Annotated in this window: 9 protein-coding genes; 2 read left to right on the top strand and 7 right to left on the bottom strand. The window is 26.7% G+C overall.

Annotation, left to right across the window (positions count from 1 at the left end):
• The first annotated feature begins 109 nt into the window (after positions 1-109).
• Entirely contained in the window at positions 110-1012 is a 903-nt protein-coding gene (locus Q1J78_RS04450; RefSeq protein WP_300277798.1) for an SMR family transporter, read from the top strand.
• Positions 1013-1466: 454 nt separating this feature from the next.
• Here the strand turns inward: Q1J78_RS04450 and Q1J78_RS04445 are convergent, their stop codons facing one another.
• From Q1J78_RS04445 to murB, 7 genes are all read right to left on the bottom strand, one after another.
• The gene (locus tag Q1J78_RS04445) at positions 1467-5045 is read right to left on the bottom strand and encodes a DNA polymerase III subunit alpha (protein WP_300277796.1); all 3579 of its coding nucleotides are present in this window, start codon (positions 5043-5045) and stop codon (positions 1467-1469) included.
• A gap of 64 nt (positions 5046-5109) precedes the next feature.
• Positions 5110-6066: a DNA-binding protein WhiA gene (gene whiA / locus Q1J78_RS04440; protein WP_300277794.1), complete on the bottom strand. Its 957-nt coding sequence runs from the start codon at positions 6064-6066 to the stop codon at positions 5110-5112.
• A 20-nt stretch (positions 6067-6086) separates the two neighbouring features.
• On the bottom strand, positions 6087-6512 hold the full coding sequence (locus Q1J78_RS04435) for an NUDIX hydrolase (protein ID WP_300277792.1): 426 nt from the start codon (positions 6510-6512) through the stop codon (positions 6087-6089).
• A 62-nt stretch (positions 6513-6574) separates the two neighbouring features.
• Positions 6575-7690, bottom strand: a complete 1116-nt coding sequence (locus Q1J78_RS04430; RefSeq protein WP_300277790.1) for a gluconeogenesis morphogenetic factor MgfK — start codon at positions 7688-7690, stop codon at positions 6575-6577.
• 19 nt (positions 7691-7709) lie between these two features.
• Positions 7710-8573 (bottom strand): RNase adapter RapZ, encoded by an 864-nt coding sequence (gene rapZ / locus Q1J78_RS04425; protein ID WP_300277788.1) that lies wholly within the window; start codon positions 8571-8573, stop codon positions 7710-7712.
• 12 nt (positions 8574-8585) lie between these two features.
• Positions 8586-9323 carry a PHP domain-containing protein gene (locus Q1J78_RS04420; RefSeq protein WP_300277786.1) on the bottom strand — a complete coding sequence of 246 codons (738 nt, stop codon included), beginning with the start codon at positions 9321-9323 and terminating at the stop codon, positions 8586-8588.
• A gap of 15 nt (positions 9324-9338) precedes the next feature.
• Positions 9339-10256 carry a UDP-N-acetylmuramate dehydrogenase gene (gene murB / locus Q1J78_RS04415; protein WP_300277784.1) on the bottom strand — a complete coding sequence of 306 codons (918 nt, stop codon included), beginning with the start codon at positions 10254-10256 and terminating at the stop codon, positions 9339-9341.
• Between the two features lie 355 nt (positions 10257-10611).
• Here murB and cls point away from each other — a divergent pair, with 355 nt between their 5' ends.
• Complete coding sequence (gene cls / locus Q1J78_RS04410; protein ID WP_300277782.1) at positions 10612-12069, top strand: cardiolipin synthase; 1458 nt, start codon at positions 10612-10614, stop codon at positions 12067-12069.
• Positions 12070-12248: the final 179 nt, after the last annotated feature.

Below are 12248 nucleotides of genomic sequence, written 5' to 3'. Positions count from 1 at the left end.
TTTTTACAATTCCATTAAATTTAATTATTATATTTAACAAACTTTTTTTATAGAAATAATAAAATTTTTATTGTATAATTTTTATAATTAATTATCTTAGGAGGAAAATATGGTTTATTTATTACTAGCTATCATATGTAGTGGTTCTATAGCTCTTATATTTAAATATAGTGAGTCAAAAGAATGTAACAGATCTTTAGTTACTACATTTAACTATCTAACTGCTACAATTATTTCAGCAATAGTTCTTATGAAATCAGGATTAAATGTTCCTACATCATTTGATGGAATTGTTGCAAAAACAATGAATAATTTTGCTGGAGTGTTAACTCCAGAAGGAAGTTTTGGGGCTTCTATTGTTTTAGGTGTTATAACAGGTTTTTTATTCTTCATAGGATTTATAGTTTATCAAAAAACTATAAATGAATGTGGTCCTTCAATAGCAGGTATGTTTGCTAAAATGGGGATTTTGATTCCTATGATTTGCTCTATCTTTTTATGGAATGAAATGCCTTCTACTATAAAATGGATTGGTATTATATTGTCATTTATATCTATATTGATAATAAATATAAATCCTTCTAATATTAAAGAATCTGATTTTAAACCTATTCTTTTAATATTATTTATTTTCTATGGATTTGCGGATTTTATGAATAAAGTATTCCAAAAATATGCTCTTGTTGAATACAAAAACTTTTTCTTATTGATAGTTTTTATATCTGCAATGTTATTTAGTTTAATAATGCTATTTAAAAACAGAAAAGAAGGAGTTAATGTTACTAGTTGCATTGTAGGTGTTTGTGCAGGTATTCCTAATATGTTCTCTTCATTTTTCCTTATAGACTCATTAAAAACTCTTGAGGCTGCTGTTGTATACCCTATTTTTAGTGCTGGTGGTATAGTTTTTATAATGTTTATGAGTTATCTTATATTTAAAGAGAGATTGCAGAAAAAAGAAAAATTGGCAGCTCTTTTAACTATAATAAGTATGATAATTATAAATATATAAATAAAATTTCATTTTATATTCAAAATAATATATATAGTCATATTTATTTTTAGATACTTTATAAATTTTTTATTCAAATAAAAATTATTTTTTTATCGTTAATAAAAAAACATTGTTTTTTAAGGAAATCGCTTTTCTTTTCTTTTTTAAAATAGTTTTTTTGTGATAAAATTACTGTTTTTTTATTTTATAAACTTTTTAAGGATTTTAATTTATTTTTATACGGTAATAATGTCTTATTTTCAGTTTACAGATTGTTTTTTTTTTATTATAATATAAGTAACTCAATACCTTATAATTGTAGATTAAGATTCTAAACGATTTTTAATTTACTAACTAACCACTTTAAGATATTTTAAATTATCCTCTAATTTAAAATAATCAATCTGTGGAAAAAGCCATCTTTATTAAAGATGGCTTTTTCTTTTTAATAATTTTTTTGTTTATTTTTTATCTATGCTTCTGATATTTCTATATTTAATTTCCCAACTAAATTTGATAATTCTTTCCTTAAACTTTCATCTGCTGATATATATATTCCTGGAACTTTATAATCTCTAATTTTATTAATATCCATATCTATGTTTTCATCTTTTGGAATTAATACTAATCTATCTTTTCCTGGATATTTTCTAGCTATATTAAATACTTTTATCAAAAGATTTTTTTCTTTTATAGTATCTATTCTAACATTCATATTTCTACTTTTATTTTTATTAGTATTTCCATATGAATTCATCATTATTTTTTCATTGCTAAATCCATCTTCATCCCTTATATCTTTTATATCTCTAGCAATTAATTTTGGTTCATCTTCTCCAGCTATATTCATGCTTCCTTTTATTAATACAATGCTGTCTTCATTTAAAAGTATATTATATTTTTTTAGAACTTGTGGAAATACTACAACTTCTATCGCTCCATATATATCTTCTAATGTAATAAATGCCATTATTTCATTTCTTTTAGTAGTCATTATCTTTTTACCAATCACCATTCCACCCATTATGACTTCTTTTTCATTGAGTTTCATGTAATTGACTTCATCTTCTTTAATTTCTTTAATTTTTCTCATATTTATAGTAGTTTTATTATCTAAATCAGACTTATACTCTGATAATGGATGACCACTTAAATACATGCTTAAAACTTCTTTTTCCATGTTAAGTTTTTCTTTATCTGTAAATTCTCTTACAAAAGGCATTTTAGAATTTATTTCTAATGTAGATTTTTTTTCAATATCAGTTGATATAGAATCAAATAATGATATCTGACCTTGTATATTATTTTTTCTATCCATAGCTATACTAGAAAGAACTGATTCATATCCAGCCATCAGAGTTGCTCTATTTTCACTTATACTATCAAATGCACCACATTTTATAAGACTTTCTATAACTCTTTTATTAGTATCTTTTGCATCTAGTCTTTTTGCAAAATCTACAAAATCTTTAAAATCACCATTTGCTTCTCTTTCTTTTACTATATTCTCTATTATATTCACACCAACATTTTTCACAGCAGCAAGACCAAATCTTATACTGTCTCCTTCAACAGAAAATTTAGCAAAACTTTTGTTTATATCTGGTGGATTTACAGGGATATTTAAAGTATTACACTCTCTTATATATTCAACAACTTTATCAGAGTTACCCATTATACTTGTTATAAGTGCTGCCATAAATTCTACTGGATAATGTACTTTTAAATATGCTGTTTCATATGCTAAAACTCCATAAGCAGCTGCATGGGATTTATTAAATGCATATTTTGCAAAATCAATCATGTCGTCAAATATTTTATTTGCATCTTCTTCAGATACTCCATTTCTTACACATCCTGGAATTTCTATATTTCCATTTTCATCAAATTTACCATGAATAAAATACTGTCTTTCTTCTTCCATTACATCCATTTTCTTTTTACTCATGGCTCTTCTAACTAAGTCACTTCGTCCATAGCTATATCCTGCCAAATCCCTAACAACTTGCATAACTTGTTCTTGGTATACTAAACATCCATAAGTTACTTCTAATATTGGTCGTAATTTTTCATTTATATAACTTACTTTTTCTGGGTTGTTTTTATTTTCTATATATGTTGGTATAGAATCCATTGGACCTGGTCTAAAAAGAGAAATTCCCGCTACAATATCTTCAAAACTATTTGGTTTTAATTGCTTCATAAAGTTTCTCATTCCAGAACTTTCTAACTGGAATACACCTAAAGTATTTCCTAAAGATAGTGTTTCAAATACTTTTTCATCATCGTATTCCATTTTTGAAAAATCTATATACTCAGTATAACCCTTTTTCTTTCTATTTTTTTCTATCAAATCTAATGAATCTCTAATTACTGTTAATGTTCTTAGACCTAAAAAATCCATTTTTAATAAGCCTAATTCTTCAAGAGTGGTCATAGTAAATTGAGTTGTTATAGAATCTTGGTGTTTATATAATGGTACATACTCATCTACAGGATTTCTCGCTATAACAACACCTGCTGCATGCGTAGACGCATGTCTTAATGTTCCTTCTAATCTTTTTGATATATCTATTACTTCTTTTGTTTCTGCATCTGATTCATATAATTCTACAAGTGTTGGATTTGTATCCATTGCCTTATCTATTGTCATTCCAAGTTCAAACGGTATTTCTTTTGCTATTCTATCTGCTTTATTATATGAAACATTTAATACCCTTGCTACGTCTCTGATTGCAATTTTAGCACCCATAGTACCAAAAGTTATTATCTGTGCAACATGGTCCTCTCCATATTTTTGTTTTACATAGTCTATTACTTCTTCTCTTCTTTCATAGCAAAAGTCTATATCTATATCTGGCATAGAAACCCTTTCTGGATTTAAAAACCTTTCAAAAAGTAAATTATACTTCATTGGATCTATATCAGTTATTTTTAGAGTATATGCAACAATAGAACCTGCTGCACTTCCCCTTCCTGGACCGACCATTATATTATTTTTCTTTGCAAAATTTATGAAATCCCAAACAATTAAAAAATATTCTACATATCCCATATTTTCTATTGTATCAAGTTCATAATTTAATCTCTCTTTATACTCTTCTGGACACTCTTTTCCATATCTTTCTTCTAATCCATTTTTGCATAATTCTCTTAAATATTCATCTGTTGTATATCCTTGTGGAACATCATACCTTGGAAGATGATATTTATTAAATTCAAATTCAACATTACATCTTTCTGCTATTTCATTTGTGTTATCTAAAGCTTCTTCTAAATCCGGAAATAACATTTCCATTTCTTCTCTACTTTTCAAATAAAATTCATCACTAGGAAATTTCATTCTATTTGTATCATCTATTGTTTTTTGCATTTGTAAACACATTAATATATCTTGAATTTTTGCATCTTCTTTATTTACATAATGTATATCGTTAGTTGCAACTAAAGGAATATTTAATTCTCTAGATAGCTTTACTATTTCTATATTTACTTGTTTTTGTTCCAAAATTCCATGATCTTGTATTTCTAAATAATAATTTCCATTCCCAAATATTTCCCTATATTCTAAAGCTAATTTTCTAGCTCTATCATAATTTCCATTCATTATAGCTCTTGGTACATCACCTGCTAAACAAGCAGATAATGCTATCAACCCTTCACTATGCTTTCTTAATTCCTCCATATCTGTTCTTGGTTTATAATAAAAACCATCTACATAAGATTTTGAAACTATTTTTATTAAATTTTTATATCCGGTCATATCTTTTGCTAAAAGCACTAAATGCCCTTGATGTTTATCATAATTAGGGTCTTTATCTGTTAATCTTCTAGGAGCTGTATATACTTCACATCCTATAATAGGTTTTATTCCCTCTTCTTTTGCTGCCTTATAAAAATCTATAGCTCCAAACATACTTCCATGATCTGTTATTGCCACAGCTTTCATACCTAATTCTTTTGCTCTTTTTACAAGAGTTTTTACTCTAGAAAATCCATCTAATAAACTATATTCTGTATGTACATGAAGATGTGTAAAATTTTTTTCCATTTATTCACCCCCTATTTAATTTATATAAAAAGAGACTTTTCAAATAATAGAAAAGCCTCAAATTTTATTCTATATTATATTTTTCTCTTAGATTATCTGCTATTTCCTGTATTTTCTTTAATCTATAGTTCACTCCAGATTTTCCAACAGGAGGAGTTAGCATTTCTCCAAGTTCTTTTAGTGTAAGGTCTTCATTTTCTACTCTAAGAAGTGCTATTTGTTGTAAATTTGTAGGTAATTTTTTTATACCTATTGTTTCTTCTATTATTCTAATATTTTCCACTTGTTTAACCGCTGCATTTACAGCCTTAGTAAGATTGGCTGTTTCACAATTTACTATTCTATTTACATTATTTCTCATTTCTTTAACTATTTTTACATTTTGAAGTTTTAAAAGAGCATTATGTGCTCCAATAAGACTCAATAAATCTGATATTTGTTCACTTTCTTTCAAATATACCACATAGTTATTTTTTCTAGCTACAATTTTACTATTAAATTCAAAACTATTTATCAAATCTCTAAGAGATTCTGCAAACTCCATATTGTTAGTTACAAATTCTAAATGATAATTTTTTTCTGGATCACTAATTGAACCTCCACCTAAAAAAGCACCTCTTATAAATGCTTTTTTTTGTTCTTCTGTTCTTATTAATTCTTCTGATATATCACTTTTAGGGAAAAATCCATCTACATTTTCTAATACCCCAACTTCTTTTAAGAACTTTTCTGCTCCCATATCATTTTTAACTATTAAAACGTAACTATTATTTCTTTTAAGCATCTGATTTTTATTTACAGCGATAGTGGTATTTATATTAAAATCATGTTTTAAAAGTTTAAAAACTTTCCTAGCTATTGAATTAAGTTCTGTTATTATTTTTAGATTCATTTTTTTAAATCCAACAATTTGTATACTTCCTGAAAGTCTTATTATACCAGCAAGTTCTGCTAAATTTACCTCTTTAATATCTGAATCTATTCTTGTTAATTCATTTTTCGTCTCTGCTGAGAATGACATTTTTTTATACCACCTACTGCCTATTGATTATTTAGTTTTTTCTTTATTTCTACAAGGGCTACTTTTATAATTTCTTTTTCATCATCATATCTAGCCATTTCCACAACTCTATCTATATGAACGAATTTTGCATCTACAAACCCTTCTTCTTTTTGAGGAACAGTATCCATATTTTTAGCATTCATAAGATACCAAAATACAGTTTTATGAACTGTTCTATTTTCATCCCAATTTTCTTTAAAAGTATAATGTATTTCGCCAAGATATTTATCTATCTCTGCTTTTACACCTGTTTCTTCTCCTACTTCTCTTAATGCAGCTTGTTCATGGCTTTCTCCTTTTTCAACCTTTCCTTTTGGGAGTACCCAATCTCCATTAAATTTTTTAAGTAGAAGAACAGCATTTCCAAACAGTACAACACCACCAGCACTTACTTCTTCTCTCATCAAATCCACTCCTTAAACTATTTTCTTTTCGAACATATAATATTATAAGTAAATAAAATTTATTAATTGTCTTTCATATTTTTTTCTTCTGAAATTATTTGCATAATTACTTTAGATACATTTTTAGCATCATGTCTTATATAATTATTTTTTATTTCAATAAGATCTGATTCTATTACTTTTATGCCTAATTTTTCAAAACTTTTTCTTTGTTTTTTATCCAATAAAACTTGCTCTGCTCCATCTTCATTATAACGCATAAAAACATCTTTATTTAAAATTTCTTTATTTGCTATTACATAATCAAGAATTTTTTTCTCTCCTGTATGTTCTATTATAGCATTTACATGATCATATAAATTATATTTTTCTGTTTCACCTGGTTGAGTCATTACATTCCCAACATATACTTTTGGTGCATCAGAGTTTTTTATAGCATCAACAACTCCATCTACTAAAAGATTTGGTATAACACTTGTATAAAGACTTCCTGGACCCATAATAATTATATCTGCATTTTTAATTGCATATATAACCTCTTTTAATGGCTCAATATTATCTCTATCTAATTTTAATCTTTTTATATATGTCTTTTCTTTCTTACAAGCTTTTGGAATAGCAGATTCTCCTTCTACTACTTTTCCATTGCCTAATTCTGCTACTAAGTTAACATCTTCTAAAGTAACTGGATATACTTTTCCTGTTATTGCAAATATTTCTCCTAACTTTGAAACAGCTGTTTCAAAATTACCATAAAGCCCTGTCATTGCTGCAAGAAATAGATTTCCAAAACTTTGCCCTTTTAAACATCCTTCTTCAAATCTATATTGCATTACCTCATTCATTGTTGGCTCTATATTTGCAAGAGCTAAAAGACAATTTCTAATATCTCCTGGAGGTAACATTCCTAAGTCTTCTCTTAAAACTCCAGATCCTCCACCATCATCAGCAACAGTAACTATTGCAGTTATATTGTTTGTATAATACTTAAGACCTCTTAAAAAAACTGATTGTCCCGTTCCACCGCCAATTACTACTACTTTAGGATTTTTTTCTTCCAATTCTTGTCTTCTTCTTTGACTTTCTAATTTTGCTTTTCTAGCTTTAATGTATAAAATAGCTGCTATTATAAGTGCTATCCATCCCATTACACCGATTATAATATTTAAGTCATTCATAAAATGCCCCCATAAATTATTAACCAAGCATAGAGTCCCTATGTTTTTTGATTACTCTATATCCTTCTTTATAAAGCTCATCATAAACCATGTTTGCTATTGTAACAGATCTATGTCTTCCTCCAGTACAGCCAATACCTATTACTAGATGTTGTTTTCCTTCTTCTATGTACTGTGGTATTAAAAACTCTATAAAATCAAATAATTTTTCTACAAATTCTTCACTAACTTTAGAGTTCATAACATATTCTCTTACTTCTTTAAAATCTCCTGTTTTTGGTCTTAAACTTTCATCATAATAAGGATTAGGAAGAAATCTTACATCAAACACAAGGTCTGCATCTTTTGGAACTCCATATTTAAATCCAAAAGAAACTACTGATATTGTTATATTTGGAGTATCTTCCTCTAATCCATCTTTATATATTTTTGAAATTTCTTCTTTTAAATCTTTTGGTTTCATATTCGAAGTATCTATTATACATGTTGCATATTTCTTGAAAGGCTCCATAATCTGTCTTTCAATTTTTATTCCTTCAGGAATTTGCATATTCTTTGAAAGCGGATGATTTCTTCTAGTCATTTTATATCTTTTTAAAAGGACATCATCATTACAATCAAGATATAGTACTTCAAATCTATAATTAGCTTTTTCAAGATATTCTAGACTTTCGTGTAGTGCCTCAAAAAATCTTCTTCCTCTTATATCTACTCCTAATGCTACTTTTTCTATATTAGAATTGCCTTGAAAACAAATTTCAGCAAATTTTGTTATCAATGTAGGAGGCATATTATCTACACAATAAAACCCCATATCCTCTAATGCTTTCATTGTTTCACTTTTACCAGAACCTGATAATCCCGTTACTATAACAAATTTCATAATATTCCCCTCTTACTCTATAATATTTTCTATTCTTTTTATATCTATTCCTGATTTTTTTACTGTTTCTATTCCATTAGAAAAATTTCCTACCATAAAAGGCTTATGTGCATCTGATCCTATCATAAGTCTATTTTCATATTTTTCTATTTTTTTTAGTTGCTCTATATTTAGATGATTATGAGAACTATTTATTTCCAAAATAACATTTCTCTTTTTTGCCTCCCGTGCAATTTCTTCAATATATACTTCTCCTTTATCTCCAGGATGTGTAATCATAAATATATCATTATTTTTCATAGCATTTACAATAGCATCTGTATTATACCTTTTAGAATGTTTAGTTTTTAAAAGGTAATTATCTGCATGATTTAAAAGACATCTTAAAGATGTTGGTTCTGATGCAAAATGATATCCTGCTAAAACATAATCAAGTTGCTCTCTTATTCTATCATCCATATCAATTGTTCCTTTATTATCTAAAATATTACATTCCATACCTAAAAGTATATCTATCTCTTTATATTTTTCATTGAGAATATCTATTTCTTCTCTCATTTTAAATACACTTTCTTTATTAAGTCCATATAATAAATGTCTGTATCCATGATCAGATATCCCTATTTTTTTTAATCCTTTTTTTATAGCTTCTTGTACATTTTCTTCTATTGTACCTATAGCATGTTTTCTTTTACCACTTTTACCATTGCTATAAATAGTATGTGTATGGTAATCTGCTATTATCTTCATATCATCATCTCCGGTCTATTCTTCTTCACCTAGAATCTTAACTTCTTCCTCTAGCATGACACCAAACTTTGAATTTACTGTTGCTTTTACAGCATACATTAAATCTAATAGTTGTTTTGCTGTTGCATTTCCTTTATTTATAACAAATCCAGAATGTTTTTCAGATACTTGTGCATCTCCTATAGATAATCCTTTTAATCCACTATCTTGTATTAACTTCCCTGCAAAATATCCTTCTGGTCTTTTAAATGTACTTCCCGCACTTGCAAAATTAAGTGGTTGTTTTGTTACTCTTCTTTCTTTTAGATCATTCATTATTTCTTTTATTTCTTCATATTTTCCTTTTTCTAATTCAACAACTGCTGAAAGAACAATATATTCTTTTTCTATTATAATACTTTTTCTATACCCAAATTTCATATCTTTATTAGAAAGTTCTATTATATTTCCTTTTTTATCCATAACTTTCACAGTTTTTACTATATCCTTTATTTCTCCACCGTATGCTCCTGCATTCATAGTTACAGCTCCTCCAAAAGTTCCTGGTATTCCAGCTGCAAATTCAAATCCTTTTAACTCTTCATTTAATGCTGCATTTCCTATTTTTGATAGTAATGCTCCTGATTGTATCTCTATTTTATTTTCTTCTATTTTAAAATCACTAAAATTAGAACTTAATTCTATAACAACTCCTCTTATTCCACCATCTTTTATAAGTAAATTAGAGCCATTTCCTTTTATTATATATGGAATATTTTCTTCATTCACATATTGTACTATTTTTTTTAGTTCTTCTTCACTTTTAGGTCTAACTAATATGTCTGCTGGACCTCCAACTCTAAAAGTTATATGCTTTTTCATAGGTTCATCTATCATAATATCTTCTTTATTAACTATATTTAAAATGTCATTATATATTTTTTCTTTATTCACTTGATATCCTCCTTAAATTAATTTCAATATTAATTTTTATATCTATCTCATTTATCTATAACTATTTTCTATTTATTATTAAATTTATATAAGTTTTATATATTGTTTAAAATCTGTGCATTATACACCCAATTATATATTAATATAATAAATTAAATTTTTAAAAATAACAATATCTACGCAAAATAATTTCGGTATCTAAAATATAATATTTCACTTTTTCCTTGTAAAACATAGGCTTTATATGTTTTAATAATCATAAAAGCATTTTTATGTATATATTAAAAATTCCACAAATAAATATACATTTCGTTTCATTTCAAATTTTTAAATATTTTAGAAAGGAGATTTTTATTTGGAAAAATTATCATTATCAATATATGAAGTTACTCTTACTATTATATATCTTATAAATTTTGGTCTTGTAATTGACCTTATATTTAGAGGAAAAAGAAATATAGATAATACACTTACTTGGATTGTTATATTGGTACTTATTCCTCCTATAGGTTTTATATTATATGCTTTATTTGGTAGGAGTATTGCTAAAAAAAATATGTTTCGTATAAAAGAAAAAGAGGATAAAGTTATAAAAGACAAAGTTTTAGAATCCTATGTTGAAATAGAGTCAAATTTAGATCCGTATATAGATGAAAATAAGGATATGATTTACACTCTTGCAAATTCTAACAATGCTCATTATACAGATGATAATACTGTAGATATATACCCAAAGTCAGAACTATTTTTTGATTCTCTTCTTTCAGAATTAAAAAAAGCTGAAGAATATATAAATATACAGTTTTATATTTTTAAAGATGATAAAATTGGAAAGGAAATTATAGAAATACTTAAAGAAAAAGCTCAATCTGGTGTTGAAGTTAGACTTTTATATGATGCTGTTGGTGGCAGAAATTTAAGTAAAAAGTCTATTAAAGAAATGAAAGAGGCTGGTGTTCAAATAGGTAATTTCTTCCCTTCATTTTTAAATATTATTAACTTTAATTTGAATTTCAGAAATCATAGAAAAATAGTTGTTATTGATGGTAAGGTTGGATTTGTTGGAGGTTTTAATATTGGAGACGAATATCTTGGAAGAGATCCGAAGTTTGGAGAATGGAGAGATACACATATAAAACTTACTGGTAGTTGTGTTATTGACTTAAGTCTTAGGTTCCTTCTTGACTGGAGATATGTCACTAAGGAAAACTTAGATTTAGCAAAATACTTTACTAAAAAAAGAGAAAAATCAAATGGAAATATTGGTATCCAAATAGTTTCAAGTGGTCCTGATATAACTGAATTAGATGAAATAAAATATGGTTATATGAAAATAATACAAAAAGCTAGAGATTATGTATATATACAAAGTCCTTACTTGATTTTAGACAAGACTTTAATGGAAACATTAAAAGTTGCCTGTCTTTCTGGTGTAGATGTTAGAATAATGATTCCTTCTAAACCAGACCATCCTTTTGTTTATTGGGCTTCTTATTCTTATGCAGGTGAATTACTTGATTATGGAGCTAAAATTTACACATATGGAGAAGATGCTTTTCTTCATGCAAAGACTGTTGTAAGCGATGATTCAATTGTTTCTATTGGTACAGCTAATATGGATATAAGAAGTTTTGAACTTAATTTTGAGGTAAATGCTTTTATATATTCAGAAGAAAAGTCTAAAGAACAAAGGTTGATATTTGAAAGAGATATTGATAATTCTAGAGAAATAACAAAAGAAATATATGAAAGTAGATCTACTTATATAAAAATAAAAGAATCTATTTCTAGACTACTTTCTCCTGTTCTATAATAAAATACATAAAAGCAGCTACTTTGAGTATCTTCTGTATAAGTATACTAGCTATTTCTAATTCATATGCAGAAAATAATTTTGATAACAGTGATTATTCTAAACGTATTGAATCATATAGATATTCAGATGATAATAGAATAAATTCAAGAAATTGTTTCAGAAGAAGTTCTAATAGT

The organism is Peptacetobacter sp., from assembly GCF_029264495.1.
Lineage (GTDB): Bacteria > Bacillota > Clostridia > Peptostreptococcales > Peptostreptococcaceae > Peptacetobacter.
The sequence above is the reverse complement of the archived record's forward strand: the minus strand, read 5'-3'. Positions and strand labels throughout refer to the sequence as shown.